An 18,035-nucleotide genomic window follows, 5' to 3' on the forward strand; every position below is an offset into this window, starting at 1 on the left:
AATGAGTCAAACAAAGCCAAAATAAAAAAAGCTAGGAAATTAATTTCCTAGCGTTTCTATTTTATTTCATCAATTGGCATAAAGTCTAATTTTTTTCGAAGTTTATCTTCACTAAATATCCAACCCGTATAAGAATTGACGATCTCAAGATCTTCATTCAAATGTGCTACTGCCACAAATGGATAATAGTCATTACTACGATATCTCAAATCAATCAGGCGTACTTCGTGTAATTGATCAAACTTCGTGATTTCCCAACGATAGATTGGTGAAAAAGAAAGAAAAGCGCTTAAGTTTTTATCTTTTAAGGCTGCCTTTACCAATTGGGAGTCAGGTATGGGAACTCGTTCGAATTTATCGTAAATAGTAATGGAGCGTCCATATGCTCGTCCAACATAATGGTGTGTTTTGGAGAGAGCAGCTACACGCCACTGGAAGAAGCGCATGGTTGGAGCGGTTATTATTTGATCGGCATCCGGAATGGTATGTTTGACTGCATTTTTAACCGCTGCTTGTACTGCAAATCGTAAAATATAATAACAAACGATTACTGCGTACATAATAAGAAAGGTTGGAACTGGATTAGCACCAAACATCCATAGTAGCAAGCCTAGTACATGTAAGCCAAAAATTATCGGATCGAAAGTATTTATAACACCCAGTGCTACCCATTTCCTTGAAAAAGGCCGGATTGCCTGTGTACCATAGGAATTAAAAATGTCTACAAACACATGTAGAAAAACAGCTAAAAATGTCCACAGCCAAAGGTGCAAGAAATTTGCTTCTTGTATAATCAACCAAAGTACGGATGAAATTAGTAAAGGCCATAAAATGACTGCTGGTATGGAATGAGTAATCCCACGGTGATGTCTTATATATACCGCATTATTGCGTAATTTTAACACTGTATCAATATCTGGTGCTTGGGAACCTATAATAGTTCCAGCAATCACAGCAGTAGTAGTAAGGGAACTACTAGCAACTACGGGGTCGGCAAGTGCTAAGCCTCCGAGAGCTATACCCATTACAATATGTGTACCTGTATCCACTTAACCATCTCCTTTTTGGACAACAAGTTGAATTAATCATAAAATAAAATCGAATAAATAACAAAGCTCACACTAACATATACCCGATTATAAATGACAATAATCGCAAGGAAGGAATTTACATTGAACGAATTATACAAAAAACAAGTACGAAATGCATTAGTTTCTTGGTTTGAGGTAGAAAAACGGGACTTACCTTGGCGTAAAACAAAAGACCCTTATAAAATATGGGTTTCAGAAGTTATGCTACAGCAAACAAAAGTGGATACCGTTATTCCTTATTATGAAAGATTTATTGCAAAATATCCTTCACTGGAGTCATTAGCGAACGCAGATGAAGAAGAATTATTAAAGGAATGGGAAGGTTTGGGGTATTATTCCAGAGCCCGTAACTTACAGGCTGGAGTAAAAGAGGTGGTGGAGTATTATGATCGTAACGTTCCCTCCACTAGAAAAGAAATATCTAAGTTAAAAGGTGTTGGCCCATATACAGCAGGAGCAGTATTAAGTATCGCGTATGGCGTACCTGAGCATGCAGTAGATGGAAATGTTATGAGAGTGCTTTCCCGTCTTTTATTGATAAAAGAAGATATTGCCAAACCAAAAACTAAAAAAGTTTTTGAAGAGGCTGTCATGGAGTTAATCGATAGGGAGAATCCTTCTGCATTCAATCAAGGATTGATGGAGTTAGGAGCAGTGATATGTACACCAACTAAACCAAAATGCTTACTTTGTCCTGTAAGAGAATATTGCTCAGCATTTTTTGAAGGAATGCAAGAAGAACTTCCAGTTAAAACAATTAACAAAAAATCTAAAATACATAAAATGAAAGCAGTTGTCATTGAAAAAGATGGGAAAGTCCTTTTGGAAAAGCGTCCAAGTAAAGGATTGTTAGCGAACATGTGGCAATTCCCAATGGTAGAGCTACCTACTACTAATCATACAGTAGAAGAGGTAATCGAGCATGATTATCGAATTAGTATTATAAAAGGGAAAGAAATACTTACCTTTAAGCATATCTTTTCACATTTAACGTGGGAAATGGAGAGTTATGCAGCGCAGCTAACAAAAGATAAAGGACTACCAGATAACTGCAAATGGTTCACTAAGGAAGAAGTAGAAAATCAACCAATGCCAGTTCCAGTTTTGAAAGTATGGAACGCATGGAAAGAAAGGGATTTGGAACAATGACAACAAGAAAAGTTGCACTAGTAACGGGAAGCAGTAGAGGTTTAGGAAAAGCACTAGCTATTGAACTTGCTAAAAATGGATATGATATTGTTGTTAACTATGCAAGAAGTAAATCGGCAGCACTTGAAACAGTACAAGAGATTGAAGCATTAGGAAGAAAAGCACTTCTTGTTCGTGCGAATGTGGGAGATATAGAAAAACTACGAGCAATGTTTCAAACTGTAAAAGAAGAGTTTGGCCGTTTAGATATCTTTGTTAGCAATGCGGCTTCTGGCGTATTACGACCAATTATGGATTTGGAAGAGTCTCATTGGGATTGGACAATGAATATTAATGCGAAAGGAATGCTTTTTGGGGCACAAGAAGCGGCAAAATTAATGGATAACGGTGGGAAAATACTTGGGATCAGTTCACTTGGTTCGATTCGTTATCTCGAAAATTACACGACAGTTGGCGTTTCAAAAGCAGCAATCGAATCCCTTACAAGATATTTAGCTGTTGAATTAGCCCCAAAAGGAATTTCTGTAAATACGGTTTCTGGTGGAGCATTAGATACAGATGCACTGAAACATTTTCCAAATCGTGAAGAGTTATTAGAAGATGCTCGAATAAATACTCCTGCTGGGAGAATGGTGGAAATCGAGGATATGGTGAAAACGGCGATGTTTTTATTATCTGATGATTCCATGATGATTAGAGGACAAACGATAATTGTGGACGGCGGAAGATCGATAAAAATGTAAATAATCATATGAATATTAACACCTAAAGAGCACATGATATATGTGTACGGAGGTGAAATCCATGAAAAAGAATAACAGTAACCAATCAAACAAGAGTCAAGAGTTTGCGGCAGAAACTGATATTCAAAACGTAAAAGAACAAAACCGTCAAGCGGAGATGAAAAAACAACAAGCTAGCGGTCCAAAAGCAAATCGTTCTTTTAACTCAAATAAATAAGTGGATTCACCAAGATCAGCGAAGGCATTTTGCCTTCGCTGATTTTTTTACTACAGTTTTTTTGTATGGATTGCTATAATAAGTAAATAAGTTAAAATTCTATATTGCGCTTGATGAAAAGAAGGTGGCTAAATCATGGCGATTCCAACCGAAGGAGAAATTATTCAAATTCACAGCTACAAGCATAATGGCCGCATCCACCGTGTCTGGCAGGAAACGATGGTTTTAAAAGGCACCAAAAATATTGTAATAGGAGCAAATGAGCGAACTCTTGTAATTGAGGCGGACGGAAGAACCTGGATTACACGAGAGCCATCAATTTGTTACTTTCATGCAGAACATTGGTTCAACATTATTTGTATGCTTCGAGAAGATGGTGTATATTATTACATCAATATGAGTTCGCCATTTGTCTATAATAATCAACGGTTAAAATACATTGATTATGATTTAGATGTAAAGGTCTTTCCAGACATGACCTATACGATTCTAGATGAAGATGAGTACGAGCAGCATAAAAAAGAAATGAATTATCCAAAAGAGATAGATGGGATTCTTGATCGGAATATAGAGAAACTAATTTCTTGGATAAAGCAAAGAAGAGGTCCATTTGCTCCTGATTTTATAGAAGCGTGGACAAGTCGTTACCATTTTTATAAACAGTTAAATGAGTAGACGAAAACCTGTTGAGAGATACAACAGGTTTTTGCAATTTTGAAAGGGAGTAATTCTATGAGTTCGATGAAGCGGTATATGCAATTTGTGAAACCATATAACCTTCAAATATTATTAACGATTGTCATTGGTATTATCAAATTTGCTATACCTTTATTTATACCAATACTTATTAAAATAGTGATTGACGATATTATTGACGAGAACATGGCCTATGAGGAAAAGATGAAGCAGTTGGTTTATTGGCTAGGAGGGACTGCATTAGTATTTTTAATAGTTCGTCCACCAATCGAGTATTATCGACAATATTTGGCTCAACTTGTGAGTAATAAAATACTATATGATATACGTCAAAAACTATATATTCATCTGCAGAAACTAAGTTTAAAGTATTACTCGAATACACGAGCTGGAGAAGTTATTTCCAGAGTTATAAATGATGTAGAACAAACAAAAAACTTTGTCATGATTGGTTTGATGAATGTCTGGTTAGATTTAGCTACTATTCTTATTGCAATCGGAATAATGCTCACAATGAATGTAAAGTTGACTATTGTTACTTTATTAGCATTTCCATTTTACGCATTTAGTGTGAAATACTTTTTTGGCAAACTACGCGATCTCACACGAAAACGTTCGCAGGCATTAGCAGGAGTCCAAAGCTATTTACATGAACGTGTACAAGGTATGAGTATTATTAAAACGTTTACTTTGGAGAAGCATGAACAAAAACTATTTAACGAAGCAAATGGGGAGTTTTTAGATAAAGCGGTCGACCAAACGATATGGAATGCGAAGGCATTCGCTGTTGTGAATACAATAACCGATATTGCACCATTACTAGTGATAGCATATGCAGGATATGAAGCAATCAACGGAAGATTATCTGTGGGAACGATGGCTGCTTTTATTGCATATATTGAACGTTTGTACAGCCCATTGCGACGATTAGTTAATTCATCTACAACGTTAACTCAATCATTTGCATCTATGGATCGAGTTTTTGAATTGATGGATGAACAATACGATATTGTTGATAAAAAAGGAGCGACCACAATAGATCGCTCACTTGGTAATGTTACATTCTCTAATGTGTCATTTCAATATGATAAAGAAGGAACTACCATCTTAAATCACGTAGATTTTCACGTCAACGCTGGTGAAACAGTAGCATTTGTCGGAATGAGCGGTGGAGGGAAATCTACTATTATTAGTCTTATCCCTAGGTTTTATGATGTGACAAGTGGCAGTGTCCAAATTGATGGACAAGATGTTCGGGATGTAACTATTGAATCCTTAAGGAAGCATATCGGAATCGTATTGCAGGATAATATTTTGTTTAGTGACTCGGTAAAATCAAATATATTAATGGGTAATCCAAATGCTACAGATGAAGAGGTTATTGAAGCGGCTAAGGCTGCTAATGCACATGATTTCATCATGGAGTTACCAGAAGGCTATGAAACAAAAGTTGGAGAACGTGGAGTAAAACTTTCCGGTGGACAAAAACAGCGGGTAGCAATTGCACGAGTGTTTTTAAAAAATCCTGCAATTTTAGTTCTAGATGAGGCGACTTCTGCATTAGATTTAGAGAGTGAGGCTTTAATCCAAGACTCATTAGAACGACTTGCGAAAGATCGTACTACTATTATCGTTGCTCATAGACTTTCTACTATCACTCATGCTGATAATATATTTGTAATTGAAAATGGTGAAGTAGTTGAAAATGGAAATCATCATAACTTAATGAATCATAAAGGTGTATATTATAACCTTTTTCAAATACAACATTTAGATACAGTAAATTAAATAAGGAAACACCCTATAAGTGAATATTAACTTATAGGGTGTTTTTTGCTATAAAAGATAGTCGAATGGATATTTATATAATTGTATGAAAATACAGATTAAATTGGAAGTTATATATGAGTAAGGATACATCAACTTTAATAAAGGTATTGCATACTAACTTAAATTGTGTAGAATATTTAATATAGTAAGATAAGATAGAAAAATAAGACTATTTAGAAAGGGGGAGCACAACATGCAAAATCGTCAAGTAATTTTAGAAGTGAAAGATCTTCAAACTTCCTTTTTCACTGATGATGGTGTTATACCATCCGTTGATTATGTAGATTTTCATGTCAGAGAAGGAGAGATATTAGGAATCGTAGGCGAATCGGGTTGCGGTAAAAGTGTCACTTCTCTTTCAATCATGGGCTTGGTGCCTAGTCCTCCAGGGAAAATAACAAACGGACAAATTCTATTTAGAGGAAAAGATTTAACTAAATTTACGGAGAAGGAAATGCGAAATGTTCGTGGAAATGATGTTGCGATGATTTTTCAGGAGCCTATGACATCATTGAACCCTTTATTCACAATAGGAAATCAGCTAATAGAAGCAATAACATTACATAAAAAGGACTGGAGCAAAAAGCAGGCGAAAGCTAGAGCGATTGAAATGTTGAAGTTGGTAGGATTGCCGAGGACAGAAGAATTGATGCGAGATTATCCTCACCAACTCTCAGGTGGTATGAGACAGCGGGTTATGATTGCTATGGCATTAGTATGTGATCCAAAGGTACTCATTGCCGATGAACCAACTACAGCATTAGATGTAACGATACAAGCGCAAATATTAAAGTTAATGAGAGACTTGAATGAGCGATTAAATACGGCAGTTATATTAATTACACATGATTTAGGAGTTGTAGCAGAAACTTGTGAGCGAGTTGTTGTTATGTATGCTGGAAAGGTAGTAGAAGAGGGATCGGTTGAGACTATTTTCAATAATCCACAACATCCATATACGAAAGGTTTAATAGCATCAGTTCCCGATATGCGTTTCAAAAAACAACGACTTTATTCAATTCCAGGAAATGTGCCAAAACCTGGGACGATTAAAGAAGGATGCCGGTTTGCTGCACGTTGTGAATCAGTGTTCGGTCGATGTACGGTAGAGAGTCCTCCTTTATATGAAACCTCCGAAGGTCATAAAACAAGATGTTTCTTATACGATGAAAAGGAGGTTGGAGTACATGACAAAACCGCTGCTACAAGTTGAAGGATTGAAAAAGTACTTTCCTACTCATTCGGGATTATTAGGAAGACAATCGGGTTACGTAAAAGCAGTGGACGATGTATCTTTTTATGTTAATGAGGGTGAAACACTCGGTATTGTAGGGGAGTCTGGTTGTGGCAAGTCTACTACTGGTCGAATGCTTATGAGATTACTAGAGCCGACTGAAGGTAAAGTAACTTTTGATGGAAAAGAACTTACGAATATTTCTAGTTCAGAAATGAGAAAAGCACGTAGAGAGATTCAAATGGTTTTTCAAGACCCTTATGCATCATTAAATCCTCGTCATACAGTTGAGAAGATTTTAATGGAGCCTCTCATTGTCCACAACATTGGCGATGCTAAAAGCCGTAAGAAGAAAGTTTATGATTTTTTAGAAATCGTTGGACTAAGTAGTTACCATGCAAAAAGGTATCCACACCAATTTAGTGGAGGGCAACGCCAAAGGATTGGGATTGCTAGAGCATTAATGACAAATCCAAAGTTAATTATTGCAGATGAGCCGGTGTCCGCTCTTGATGTTTCTATTCAAGCGCAAGTACTTAATCTCATGCAAGATTTACAGAAAGAACTAAAGCTAACGTACATCTTTATCGCACATGATTTAGGGGTGGTGCGGCATATAAGTGATCGCGTTGGCGTTATGTATTTAGGTAAAATGGCTGAGCTTGCGACAAGTGAATCTCTTTACGCAGAGCCACTACATCCATATACAAAGGCGCTGCTTTCTGCAGTTCCTGTTCCAGACCCAGAGTTTAAAAGGGAACAAATTATATTAGAAGGAGATATTCCGAGTCCTTCAAATCCGCCGACAGGTTGTACGTTTCACACAAGATGTCCTTATAAGATGGATGTTTGTACAACCGTTGTACCGAAGTTAGAAGAAGTAAAAACAGGTCATTTTGTTGCCTGCCATTTATATAAAGAGGCAGTCCAACATTGATAATATATTTTACGGAGGGGTTAATATGGGAAAGAAGAAAATATGGTCATTTTTGTTGCTAATGTTAGTAGCTCTAACAGTAGTTCTTGCAGCATGTTCTTCAGGTGATTCATCAGAAGGCACTAGCAAAACAGACAAAGAGAATGAAGGTGCTACTGAAGGGGAATCAGCATCTACTGGCAACAAAGTACTTATTTTTGGACGTGGTGGAGATTCCGTTTCATTGGATCCAGCCGCAGTAACAGATGGGGAATCCTTCAAAGTTACACAAAACGTGTTTGAAACACTTTTGAACTTTGGGGAACAAGATACAACGATTAATGAAGGATTAGCTACAAAATGGGAGCCTTCAGAAGACGGACTTACTTATACATTTACTCTACGTGAAGGGGTTAAGTTCCACGACGGAACAGACTTTAATGCAGAAGCTGTAGTAAAAAACTTTGAACGTTGGGCAAATGGTTCGGAAGAAAAATTCCCATACTATGCTTCTATGTTTGGTGGTTTTGTAGGAGATGAAAGTCATGTAATTGAATCTGTAACTGCAGAAGGTGATTACACAGTTATCTTTAAATTAAAACGTGCACAAGCACCGTTCTTAAAAAATATTGCAATGAGTCCTTTTGGAATTGCTAGTCCGACTGCATTGGAATCTGCAGGAGATGCTTTTGGAGACAATCCAGTAGGTACAGGTCCATTTAAATTTGTTGAATGGAAGCGTAATGATTCAATAACTGTTGAAAAATTTGAGGATTATTGGGCTGAAGGACTTCCAAAGCTTGATAAAGTTGTTTTCCGCTCTATTCCAGATAACTCTGCTCGTTTAAATGCGCTTCTTACAGGTGAAATTGATTTAGCTGATGGAGTAAATCCAGCAGATGGTGCAACAGTTGAAGGTGATTCAACTCTACAACTATTTGAACGCCCATCTATGAACGTAGGATATCTAGGTCTTACATCTACACGTCCTCCATTTGATAATGTAAAAGTTCGACAAGCGATTAACCATGCAATTGACAAACAAGCTATCGTAGATGCTTTCTTCGAGGGTCGTGCGGAAGTTGCGAAAAACCCAATGCCATCTTCTATTAGTGGATACAATGATGATATTCCAGGTTATGAGTACGATCCAGCAAAAGCAAAAGAACTTTTAGCAGAAGCAGGATTTGCGGATGGCTTTGAAATGGAATTATGGGCAATGCCTGTACCAAGACCATATATGCCAGATGGAACTAAGGTGGCTGAGGCTATTCAAAAGAACTTAGAGGATATCGGTGTTAAAGCGAAAATCGTTTCCTTTGAGTGGGCGACTTATTTAGAAAAAGCTCGTAACGGAGAAGCGGATGCATTCATGTTAGGTTGGACTGGTGATAACGGAGACGCAGATAACTTCCTTTATGTATTACTGGACAAAGATAATATTGGAAGCAATAACTACACTTACTATAGCAACGACGATCTACACAACATCCTAATTGAAGCACAAACAGAAGTTGACGAAGATAAACGTAATGAATTGTATAAGCAAGCTCAAGAAATCATATTTGCAGATGCTCCTTGGGTACCACTTGCACACTCAACTCCATTACTAGCAGGGAAAGCAGAATTGGTAGACTTTTTACCACATCCTACTGGATCTGATAAATTAACGAAAGTCGACTTTAAGTAATAAGCTTGAAGGGGAGAGGTCTTCGTGATTTCTCCCTTTTCTATATTAATTTAGAGAGAATAGCCTTACTACTTAGAAACTAACTAGATTCCAGTGCTTTTATTTATAAGGAGAGGTGAAGACAATGCTTCACTATATCGGAAAAAGATTATTACAATTAATCCCTGTTTTGCTTGGTATGACATTTGTTGTCTTTATGATTATACGGGCTATCCCTGGGAATCCTGCTCAGGTTATATTAGGGCAATTAGCATCAAAAGAAGCGATAGAAGCATTAGAAATAAAACTCGGATTAAATAATCCATGGTATACGCAATACTTTGATTACTTATTTGGTCTCCTAAAAGGAGATCTAGGAGAATCGATGCGAACAGTTCAACCAGTTGCAAAAGAGATCTGGCCATACTTAGCGGCAACATTTGAATTGGCTCTGTTTGCCATTATTATTGCGGTCATTATTGGAGTGAATGCTGGAATTATCTCTGCTTGGTTCCAAAACTCTTGGTTTGATTACTTTGCAATGATCTTAGCGTTAATAGGTGTATCGATGCCAATCTTTTGGTTAGGTTTGATGGAACAATGGATATTTGGAATAGAATTTCAATGGCTCCCTACGACAGGTAGAGAAGATGTTAGGAATCCAGTTTCATCTGTCACGAACTTATATGTATTAGATACGATTTTGAATGGTCGTTTTGATCAGCTGGGTGTCGTGTTAAAACATCTAGTATTGCCGGGTATTGCACTTGCAACTATTCCAATGGCCATTATTGCACGAATGACTCGTTCTAGTATGTTAGAAGTAATGAGAGCTGATTATGTTCGAACTGCTCGAGCAAAAGGGCAAAAAATGTTTTGGGTTGTTTATAAGCATTCGTTGAAGAATGCCATCATTCCAGTATTAACAGTTATCGGCTTGCAAATGGGTCTGTTACTTGGTGGAGCGATATTAACAGAAACTATTTTTGGGTGGCCTGGTATTGGACGTTATATTTATGATGCAATTCAGTTCCGTGACTATCCTGTCATACAATCTGGAATATTAATTGTTGCGTTTATTTTTGTCATGATTAATCTATTTGTTGATATTTTATACGGTTTAATTGATCCAAGGATTAAATACGACTAAAGGAGGAATGAGGATGTCCGAAATGGTTCCAAACACGATAAATGAAGCAGTAGGTACTGTAAAAGAAACGTCAACTGGCCCTTGGCGTGATGCTTGGCGAAGCTTTAGTAAAAACAAAGTAGCGCTAGTTGGAGCAGTGATAGTTCTTTTCTTCGTGTTTTTAGCTGTATTTGGTCCGTGGTTAGCACCCCAAGGGATTAATGAACAGTCCATAAAAGATCATCGATTGCTTCCGCCATCCAGTGAATTTTGGTTTGGGACAGATGATTTTGGTAGAGATATTTTTTCACGTATTATACACGGAGCAAGAATTTCACTTGGAGTAGGCTTTTTCTCTGTTATTGGTTCCGTAGTGGTAGGTAGTATTCTTGGGATTATTGCAGGTTATTATGGAAAATGGGTGGATATGATTATATCCCGAGTTTTTGATGTAATGCTAGCATTTCCAAGTATATTATTGGCTATTGCAGTTGTTTCTGTATTAGGTCCTTCCCTACGTAATGCATTGATTGCCATCGCAATTATTAATATCCCTAACTTTGGTCGACTCATTCGCTCAAAAGTTTTAAGTATTAAAGAGGAGGAATACATAACATCTGCCAAAGCGATAGGGATGAAAGACATAAGAATATTATTTTCTCATATTCTTCCGAACTCGCTGGCTCCTGTAATTGTTGCAGGTACATTAGCCATTGCATCGGCGATTATTGAAGCAGCAGCTTTAGGTTTTCTTGGTCTTGGAGCGCAGGCACCTGCACCAGAATGGGGAAAAATGTTAGCGGATGCTCGAATGTTTTTACGTAATGCACCATGGACAATGATTTTCCCAGGCCTTGCGATTATGCTAACAGTACTTGGTTTTAATTTAATGGGAGATGGACTCCGAGATGCTTTGGATCCTCGAATGAAAAACTAAAAAACGTGTCACCTAGATAAATAGGTGACACGTTTTTTCAGTAGCAGTCTAATCTCTTGCACAACCTACAATGGTAGGCATGTTTTCATACTTCCTAATATGGTGTTTCTTCTATTTGTACAGTAAGTTCAGAGCTGTGATAGTTTTGATACGAAGTAATTAGTGTATCGATGTGTTCTAATTGCTCTTCATATTTTAAAATATTGGATAGTATATGAAGTAAGTGATAAGTTGAAAATTCCTCTTCAATTTTAGTAACCGCAATTTGTTGGACAAAAATATCCATAACTTCTTGTCTTTGAATGAACGCTTGTGAACCATTCCATTCTATATGCTCTGGTTTTAACTTCCCTATAAACTTCAAATGAAGCTGTTCATGATAAGTTAGGAGAGAATCTAAACGTTCCTTGATCATCATTCGAAAATGTTCGGGAAGTTCTAATAACTCGTTCTCATGGAGATGAAGTCTTTTTAAGACATCCAAGCTTTTATAGGAAACGGAGATTAGTTCTCTATAGATAACTAATTTTCTTCCTTTTGTATATGTTGCTTTTTTAGAATAGCCACGTTCTTCTTTAAAAAATGAATAAATCTGATCTATACGAGTTAATCGATCTTGTATTTGATTAATTGCTTGTTTTGTAGAGCTATGATCGGACGCATGTCTTACAGCAATTCGTATCCATCGTATAATCTCATCTTGCGTATAGTGAATGGCATTAAACAATTTCGTTTCGAATTTAGGAGGTATAAATATTAAATTCACCACAAATGCAGATACGACTCCGACAAGAATTGTTAAAAATCGTATTAAAGCAAATGTTAAAAAGTCATCACTTTGAACTTCCATTATCGCAATAACGGTTACGAGAGCTAAAGAAATTGTTTTTTCAAGTTTAAACTTCAGCATAATCATAATAGCAAATATTGCAGCAAAACCGACTGCAATAAAGTGATTTCCAAATACTAAGGCGAAAATAACAGCTATTGCAGCTCCGATTAAATTCGATTGTATTTGTTCAATAACAGTCAAATAGGATCTATATATTGAAGGTTGAACTGCAAATATCGCAGCTATTCCCGCAAAAACAGGGCTAGGAAGCTGGAGTAAATCTGCGATGAATAATGAAAAAACAATCGCTACTCCAGTTTTGAATACGCGAGCTCCTAATTTCATTTAATCCTATCCTTTCATTTTTGCAGGTTTCATGTAACTTTTACTTTAATTGTGCGAAAGCCTTGTTAACTGCAGCAATTGTATTATTAATATCTTCTTCTGTGTGTGCAGTTGTAATAAACCACGCTTCGTATTTAGAAGGTGCAAGATTAATACCTTCATTGAGCATAAGTTTGAAGAATTTGGCGAACATTTCACCATCTGTCGCTTCTGCTTGGTCGTAGTTTTCTACTTTTACATCGGTAAAATAAACAGAAAGTGCACCTTTTATTCGATTAATGGTGATTATTATATTATTTCTTTCTGCGGCTTCTAGAATACCTTCTTCTAATATTCCACCCAGTCTATCTAATTCTTCATATACACCGGGTTGTTGTAAAACTTCTAAACAAGCAATCCCTGCTTGCATAGACGCAGGATTACCTGCCATTGTTCCTGCCTGGTAAGCAGGTCCGAGTGGAGCTACTTGTTCCATGATTTCTTTTTTCCCACCGTATGCTCCAATTGGAAGGCCACCACCGATTATTTTACCAAGTGCAGTTAAATCTGGAGTCTGATCTAACATAGTAGAAGCAGCTCCATAATGGAAACGGAAAGCTGTGATTACTTCATCATAGATGACAAGTGTACCTTTGTCTTTTGCAATCTTGTGAACAAGTGGTAAAAATCCTTCGTTTGGCTCTACCATACCAAAGTTTCCAACAATCGGTTCAACTAAAATACAAGCTAATTCTTCACCCCATTTTTGCATAGCTTCTTCATAAGCTTTTGGATCATTAAATGGAATGGTAATCACTTCTTCAGCAATAGTTTTAGGAACTCCTGCGGAATCTGGTGTACCAAGTGTAGCTGGCCCCGAACCTGCTGCCACTAAAACTAAATCTGAGTGACCATGATAGCAACCAGCAAATTTCATCACTTTCGTTCTTCCTGTATATGCACGTGCTACACGTATGGTAGTCATTACTGCTTCTGTACCTGAGTTTACAAAGCGTACTTTATCCAAAGAAGGTATTGCTTCTTTTAACATCTTTGCAAACGTCACTTCATGTTTTGTTGGAGTACCATAAAGTAGTCCTGTTTGAGCTGCTTTTGTAATTGCTTCAGTAATATGTGGATGCGCGTGTCCAGTAATAATAGGTCCATAAGCTGCTAAATAATCGATATATTTATTACCGTCTACGTCATAAAAATAAGCGCCTTCTGCTCTATCCATGACAGTTGGTGCTCCACCACCAACGGCTTTATATGATCTAGATGGGCTGTTTACGCCACCTACGATATGTTCAAGTGCTTCACTATGTATTTGTTCAGATTTAATTCGTTCCAATTGTAAAACCTCCGCTTGATTTGTCTTGCTTTACTGAAATGAAAGTATAACGTTATGAACGAGCCACTGTCCAGTCACCTCGGCAAAGCTATCCATTTTAATTGTAGTAAATTTTTATGAAAAAGGCTAAAGAAAATTGAACTTACTGGAAAACTTCGATACTATAAAGGCAATACCAAGGGGAGGAATCGATATGCAAACACTAGAAGGTATGATAGCACCAAAATTTTCATTAAAAAATGAAGCAGGAGAAATAATATCATTAGACAATTTTGCTGGTAAGAAGTACGTTGTTTTGTATTTCTATCCGAAAGACTCTACTCCAGGCTGCACCACAGAAGCTTGTGATTTTAGAGATACACATGAAGCCTTTGCTGATTTAAATGCGGTTATTCTTGGTGTAAGTGCAGATAATGAAAAAGATCATACGAAATTTATTGAGAAACATGGTTTACCATTCTCTTTGTTAGTTGACGATACTCATGAAGTGTCGGAAGCATATGGAGTATGGAAATTAAAAAAGATGTTTGGTAAAGAATTTATGGGAATTGAAAGATCTACATTTCTAATTGATCCAACGGGAACTGTTATAAAAGAATGGCGTAAAGTAAAGGTAGATGGTCATGTAGAGGAAGCGTTGGATATATTGAAACAAATTGTGACAAGTGGAGAATAAAAATGAACATATTATTTTCTTTTCTACCTAAACCAGAGCAACAAGCAAACTTAATACAAAGATTCCCAAATGAAAAATTTTATTTTCAAAAACCTTTTGATGAAGAAACCTTGCGAAATGCTGATATATTTGTAACGTATGGTGAAGATTTAAATGTATCTCATATAGAACTGGCAGATAGATTAAAATGGATTATGGTAGCTTCGGCTGGGTTAGAAAAGATGCCTTTGAAGGAAATAGCAAGTCGTAATATACTTGTGACAAATGTTAGAGGCATTCATAAAATTCCGATGGCAGAGTCAATTGTCGCGCATATATTATCCATAAAAAAATCACTTCCGATTATTGCTCAAAACCAAAGGGATAGTTTATGGTCAAAGAAAGTGTCTTCATCAGAGCTATTTGATTCAACTGCATTGATTTTAGGACCTGGTGCAATCGGAGGTGAGGTCGGAAGAATCCTCCAGGCTTTCGGCGTCCATACAATAGGGTGCAACCGTAGCGGAGAACAAGCCGATTTTATGAATGAGATGGTTTCTTTTTCTAACCTAAAAAAAGCACTGCCTAAAGCAGATATTGTTATATCTATACTACCAAGTACTGAAGAAACAAGGAATTTATTAACCTCTGAGCATTTTCATTGTATGAAACGTACAGCTATCTTTATGAATTTCGGAAGAGGAGATGTAGTAAAAGAGGAAGTGCTTTTACAGGCATTACAAAATAACTGCATTGCATACACGGTGTTAGATGTTTTTGAAAATGAACCGCTAAAAGAAGATCATCCTTTTTGGAAAATGGAGAATGTAGTCGTTTCTCCCCATGTTTCCAGTCATTCTTCTCAATATGTCATCCGTGCACTCGATATTTTTACTGAGAATTTAACGAAGTGGCTTAATGGTGATACTTCATTTAAAAACGTTATTGATTTGGAAAGAGGATACTAATAGTAGTACATATTCCCTTTAATACTGTAAAGTTTGACATTCAATGCTCTTTTTCCTTATACTTATTGTAACAATTACAAACTAAGAATAAATATGAAGAGAGGTGCATTGCGATGACGGAAGTACATTTAAGAGATGCTTTAGATACATTAAAATCTACTGGTGTACGTATTACACCTCAACGCCATGCGATATTGGAATTTATTATCCAATCAATGTCACATCCAACTGCGGACGATATATATAAAGCACTTGAAAGTAAATTCCCTAGCATGAGTGTTGCAACAGTGTATAACAACTTACGTGTATTTAGAGAAGCTGGGTTAGTTAAAGAACTTACTTATGGAGACTCATCTAGTAGATTTGATTTCATAACAAATGATCATTATCATATGATTTGTAATTCATGTGGGAAAATTGTAGACTTTCATTACCCTGGATTAGATGAAGTAGAGCATTTAGCTTCCCATTTAACTGGATTTGAAGTTAGTTCACACCGCATGGAGATATATGGAACATGCCCAACGTGTAAAGAGCAGGCAACGAATGTACAATAAGAAAACCGAGCGAAAACATTTCGCTCGGTTTTTTATTTTATCTATAGTTATCTCTTTCTATTTAAAGATTGATCGAATTCTTGACCCTCGAGTGATGGGTCCAGTGTCAATGGTTCTTTACAATACATACACATATCAACTCTCCCTAACACCTTTGTATGTTTTCCGCAATTCGGACAAACAACTTGTACAGCTTTAGTAGATAGTAAACCAATCCACCCATAAACAGCTGTGCTTGCTATAATAGAAATTAATCCGAGAGTCATAAAAATAGTTACTAAAATAGCATTTTCTCGAAAGAATATTGCTCCATACATAATGATGAATCCGAAGAAAATTAGTCCCAAAGCAAAGGAACGTATTCGGTTTATTTTGTTTTTATAAGGTTTCATTTTCATCCTCCTAATTTCTAAATCCACTATATCATATTTTGTTATGAACTACTTCCCTTTTACTTCAAGTTACTTATCTTAATATCCCATGATAACTCATAACTATGTTAGACTTCTTGACGTTAATGTTAAAATAATATTTTGAATGAACTAATAGAAGGAGATATAAAATAGTTGTCGAAAAACTATATAATGAAACAAAGGAGGCACAATTTTGGAAGCACTTTTGAGACCTATTTATCAAGAAAGAGCAAGTGATCCTAATACACTAGGTATTATATTTGTAGAAAAACGTGAAGAGGTTAGTCCGATAACAGATACATTTGATTCTATTTTATTTATATTGACTAAAGAAGCAGAACATCCTATTTTTACAAAGCATTATACGTTTAATGATAAAAAAGCTGCTATGCATGTAATCACTGAGAGACAGTTAAAAAAATGGTTACTGCTAGGAACAAATCCTAAATTAGTAGATTGGCTACTTAATGGCAGAGTAATCTTCGATAGAAATGAATATATAGAAGAATTGAAAAAAGAGTTACAAGAGTTTCCGATTAACGGAAGAAAAGTAAGGATGGGTATAGAATTCGCTAAATTAAGTAAGAGATACTTAGAGGGTAAACAGTTTTTTGAGCAGTTGAATTATTTAGATGCTTATAATCATATAGTAGAGTCTTTACATCATTTAGCTCGTTTGGCTGTGTTTGAACATGGAATGCATCCAGAAGTGATGGTTTGGAAACAAGTGAAACAGTTAGATCCATCCATCTATAAATTATACGATGAGCTTGTTTCAAGTGAAGAGTCGATAGAAAAGAGATTAGAACTCTTATTTTTAGCAAGTGAATTTTTAATTCATTCTAGAATAAAAGAGGGTGCACAACATATATTAGAGGTGCTAGCTTCAAAAGATTATTGGACAATCCAAGAGATTCATGAGCAGGAGGAATTAAAAAATTACTCTGTGGATTTAGAAGTCTTTATAGAATTTTTAGTAGAAAAAGGTTTTATATCTATTGAAAAACAACCTACCAAAAGCAATGAAATCATGCATAGATACTATAAAGTTAATTGATTTTTAGATGATTGAAAAAAACGGACAAAGATTTGTTCGTTTTTTTGTTGACAAAACTATCGAGATAGTTGTATTATAATAAGCGTCGTCAAAAACGAAACAAAAAATATTGGCGAAAAAGTTTTTTGAAAAACTTCTTGACTCTTCGCTCAAGTGGTGATAAATTAGAGAAGTCGCAAAAAACGACATAACAACATGAACATTGAAAACTGAACATGCAAAACGTTAAGACATATAGCTTGATAGACTAGCTTCGGTTAGTCGGAT

The 18,035-nt window shown here is 36.2% G+C and carries 18 protein-coding genes; 14 read left to right on the top strand and 4 right to left on the bottom strand.

All coding sequences use genetic code 11. The annotated features are described in order from the left end of the window. Positions 1 to 56: 56 nt before the first annotated feature. The gene (locus AN959_RS19690; protein ID WP_056833274.1) at positions 57 to 1,049 is read right to left on the bottom strand and encodes a metal-dependent hydrolase; all 993 of its coding nucleotides are present in this window, start codon (positions 1,047 to 1,049) and stop codon (positions 57 to 59) included. Between the two features lie 123 nt (positions 1,050 to 1,172). Here AN959_RS19690 and mutY point away from each other — a divergent pair, with 123 nt between their 5' ends. The 10 genes from mutY to AN959_RS19735 all read left to right on the top strand — a co-directional run bounded on the left by mutY (position 1,173) and on the right by AN959_RS19735 (position 11,611). Further along, positions 1,173 to 2,240, top strand: a complete 1,068-nt coding sequence (mutY, locus tag AN959_RS19695) for an A/G-specific adenine glycosylase (protein WP_056833276.1) — start codon at positions 1,173 to 1,175, stop codon at positions 2,238 to 2,240. Next, positions 2,237 to 2,983: an enoyl-[acyl-carrier-protein] reductase FabL gene (gene fabL / locus AN959_RS19700; RefSeq protein WP_056833278.1), complete on the top strand. Its 747-nt coding sequence runs from the start codon at positions 2,237 to 2,239 to the stop codon at positions 2,981 to 2,983. Before mutY ends, fabL begins: the two co-directional genes overlap by 4 nt. Positions 2,984 to 3,023: 40 nt before the next feature. After that, complete coding sequence (locus AN959_RS20850; protein ID WP_082461117.1) at positions 3,024 to 3,200, top strand: gamma-type small acid-soluble spore protein; 177 nt, start codon at positions 3,024 to 3,026, stop codon at positions 3,198 to 3,200. Positions 3,201 to 3,335: 135 nt separating this feature from the next. Further along, a complete protein-coding gene (locus AN959_RS19705) occupies positions 3,336 to 3,875 on the top strand; it encodes a DUF402 domain-containing protein (RefSeq protein WP_053592028.1) in 540 nt (179 codons plus the stop codon). A 57-nt stretch (positions 3,876 to 3,932) separates the two neighbouring features. Further along, on the top strand, positions 3,933 to 5,684 hold the full coding sequence (locus AN959_RS19710; protein ID WP_056833280.1) for an ABC transporter ATP-binding protein: 1,752 nt from the start codon (positions 3,933 to 3,935) through the stop codon (positions 5,682 to 5,684). A 235-nt stretch (positions 5,685 to 5,919) separates the two neighbouring features. Then, positions 5,920 to 6,939, top strand: a complete 1,020-nt coding sequence (locus AN959_RS19715) for an ABC transporter ATP-binding protein (RefSeq protein WP_056833281.1) — start codon at positions 5,920 to 5,922, stop codon at positions 6,937 to 6,939. Continuing rightward, positions 6,914 to 7,897 (top strand): ABC transporter ATP-binding protein, encoded by a 984-nt coding sequence (locus AN959_RS19720; RefSeq protein ID WP_053592031.1) that lies wholly within the window; start codon positions 6,914 to 6,916, stop codon positions 7,895 to 7,897. Before AN959_RS19715 ends, AN959_RS19720 begins: the two co-directional genes overlap by 26 nt. Before the next feature lie 25 nt (positions 7,898 to 7,922). Beyond that, positions 7,923 to 9,566, top strand: a complete 1,644-nt coding sequence (locus AN959_RS19725) for an ABC transporter substrate-binding protein (protein WP_056833283.1) — start codon at positions 7,923 to 7,925, stop codon at positions 9,564 to 9,566. Between the two features lie 124 nt (positions 9,567 to 9,690). Beyond that, on the top strand, positions 9,691 to 10,695 hold the full coding sequence (locus AN959_RS19730; RefSeq protein ID WP_053592033.1) for an ABC transporter permease: 1,005 nt from the start codon (positions 9,691 to 9,693) through the stop codon (positions 10,693 to 10,695). A gap of 22 nt (positions 10,696 to 10,717) precedes the next feature. After that, complete coding sequence (locus tag AN959_RS19735; protein WP_156316875.1) at positions 10,718 to 11,611, top strand: ABC transporter permease; 894 nt, start codon at positions 10,718 to 10,720, stop codon at positions 11,609 to 11,611. A gap of 94 nt (positions 11,612 to 11,705) precedes the next feature. Here AN959_RS19735 and AN959_RS19740 read toward each other — a convergent pair whose 3' ends face one another. Together AN959_RS19740 and AN959_RS19745 are read right to left on the bottom strand one after the other, a co-directional pair. Next, positions 11,706 to 12,788, bottom strand: a complete 1,083-nt coding sequence (locus AN959_RS19740) for an aromatic acid exporter family protein (RefSeq protein WP_053592035.1) — start codon at positions 12,786 to 12,788, stop codon at positions 11,706 to 11,708. A 40-nt stretch (positions 12,789 to 12,828) separates the two neighbouring features. Continuing rightward, positions 12,829 to 14,118 carry a glutamate-1-semialdehyde 2,1-aminomutase gene (locus AN959_RS19745; protein WP_056833285.1) on the bottom strand — a complete coding sequence of 430 codons (1,290 nt, stop codon included), beginning with the start codon at positions 14,116 to 14,118 and terminating at the stop codon, positions 12,829 to 12,831. A gap of 193 nt (positions 14,119 to 14,311) precedes the next feature. Here AN959_RS19745 and bcp point away from each other — a divergent pair, with 193 nt between their 5' ends. The 3 genes from bcp (at position 14,312) to perR (ending at position 16,298) form a co-directional block, all read left to right on the top strand. Continuing rightward, a complete protein-coding gene (gene bcp, locus AN959_RS19750) occupies positions 14,312 to 14,794 on the top strand; it encodes a thioredoxin-dependent thiol peroxidase (RefSeq protein ID WP_056833287.1) in 483 nt (160 codons plus the stop codon). A gap of 2 nt (positions 14,795 to 14,796) precedes the next feature. Then, positions 14,797 to 15,741 (top strand): D-2-hydroxyacid dehydrogenase, encoded by a 945-nt coding sequence (locus tag AN959_RS19755; RefSeq protein WP_056833289.1) that lies wholly within the window; start codon positions 14,797 to 14,799, stop codon positions 15,739 to 15,741. Between the two features lie 113 nt (positions 15,742 to 15,854). Continuing rightward, positions 15,855 to 16,298: a peroxide-responsive transcriptional repressor PerR gene (perR, locus tag AN959_RS19760; RefSeq protein WP_056833291.1), complete on the top strand. Its 444-nt coding sequence runs from the start codon at positions 15,855 to 15,857 to the stop codon at positions 16,296 to 16,298. A 47-nt stretch (positions 16,299 to 16,345) separates the two neighbouring features. Here the strand turns inward: perR and AN959_RS19765 are convergent, their stop codons facing one another. Beyond that, the gene (locus AN959_RS19765) at positions 16,346 to 16,690 is read right to left on the bottom strand and encodes a YgzB family protein (protein ID WP_053592040.1); all 345 of its coding nucleotides are present in this window, start codon (positions 16,688 to 16,690) and stop codon (positions 16,346 to 16,348) included. Positions 16,691 to 16,904: 214 nt separating this feature from the next. On the opposite strand from AN959_RS19765, the gene AN959_RS19770 reads away from it, so the two are divergent. After that, on the top strand, positions 16,905 to 17,768 hold the full coding sequence (locus AN959_RS19770; protein ID WP_056833292.1) for a nucleotidyltransferase-like protein: 864 nt from the start codon (positions 16,905 to 16,907) through the stop codon (positions 17,766 to 17,768). Positions 17,769 to 18,035: the final 267 nt, after the last annotated feature.

The sequence above is a fragment of the Psychrobacillus sp. FJAT-21963 genome (genome assembly GCF_001420585.1).
Lineage (GTDB): Bacteria > Bacillota > Bacilli > Bacillales_A > Planococcaceae > Psychrobacillus.

Coding starts and splice junctions, on each gene's coding strand:
- AN959_RS19705 (WP_053592028.1), top strand. CDS start 3,336: ATGGCGATTCCAACCGAAGGAGAAATTATTCAAATTCACAGCTACAAG.
- perR (WP_056833291.1), top strand. CDS start 15,855: ATGACGGAAGTACATTTAAGAGATGCTTTAGATACATTAAAATCTACT.
- AN959_RS19720 (WP_053592031.1), top strand. CDS start 6,914: ATGACAAAACCGCTGCTACAAGTTGAAGGATTGAAAAAGTACTTTCCT.
- fabL (WP_056833278.1), top strand. CDS start 2,237: ATGACAACAAGAAAAGTTGCACTAGTAACGGGAAGCAGTAGAGGTTTA.
- bcp (WP_056833287.1), top strand. CDS start 14,312: ATGCAAACACTAGAAGGTATGATAGCACCAAAATTTTCATTAAAAAAT.
- AN959_RS19755 (WP_056833289.1), top strand. CDS start 14,797: ATGAACATATTATTTTCTTTTCTACCTAAACCAGAGCAACAAGCAAAC.
- AN959_RS19715 (WP_056833281.1), top strand. CDS start 5,920: ATGCAAAATCGTCAAGTAATTTTAGAAGTGAAAGATCTTCAAACTTCC.
- AN959_RS19765 (WP_053592040.1), bottom strand. CDS start 16,690: ATGAAACCTTATAAAAACAAAATAAACCGAATACGTTCCTTTGCTTTG.
- AN959_RS19740 (WP_053592035.1), bottom strand. CDS start 12,788: ATGAAATTAGGAGCTCGCGTATTCAAAACTGGAGTAGCGATTGTTTTT.
- AN959_RS19730 (WP_053592033.1), top strand. CDS start 9,691: ATGCTTCACTATATCGGAAAAAGATTATTACAATTAATCCCTGTTTTG.
- AN959_RS20850 (WP_082461117.1), top strand. CDS start 3,024: ATGTGTACGGAGGTGAAATCCATGAAAAAGAATAACAGTAACCAATCA.
- AN959_RS19735 (WP_156316875.1), top strand. CDS start 10,718: ATGGTTCCAAACACGATAAATGAAGCAGTAGGTACTGTAAAAGAAACG.
- AN959_RS19725 (WP_056833283.1), top strand. CDS start 7,923: ATGGGAAAGAAGAAAATATGGTCATTTTTGTTGCTAATGTTAGTAGCT.
- AN959_RS19710 (WP_056833280.1), top strand. CDS start 3,933: ATGAGTTCGATGAAGCGGTATATGCAATTTGTGAAACCATATAACCTT.